Genomic DNA, 237 nt, shown 5'->3' with positions numbered 1-237 from the left:
ACGGCGACGTGACCGTGGTCAACTTCACCATCGGTGCGAACACCTACACCGCCGGCAGTACGGCGACTATCGCCAATGTCGGCACCCTGGTCATTGCGGCCAATGGCGCCTACACCTTTACTCCGGCTGCCAACTACAACGGCAGCGTGCCAGTGGTCAGCTACACCGTCACCGACGGTTCCGGTAGCAATGTCACTTCGACCCTGAACATCAGCGTCACCCCGGTCGATGACAACT

Annotated in this window: 1 protein-coding gene; it reads left to right on the top strand. The window is 60.3% G+C overall.

Annotated features, from left to right (window positions below; genetic code table 11):
• The coding region (locus UB23_RS29800) for a cadherin-like domain-containing protein (protein ID WP_045060468.1) at positions 1 to 237 on the top strand (237 nt) is incomplete at both ends.

The sequence above is a fragment of the Pseudomonas sp. ES3-33 genome, from assembly GCF_000952175.1.
GTDB lineage: Bacteria > Pseudomonadota > Gammaproteobacteria > Pseudomonadales > Pseudomonadaceae > Aquipseudomonas > Aquipseudomonas gregormendelii.
The sequence above is the reverse complement of the archived record's forward strand: the minus strand, read 5'-3'. Positions and strand labels throughout refer to the sequence as shown.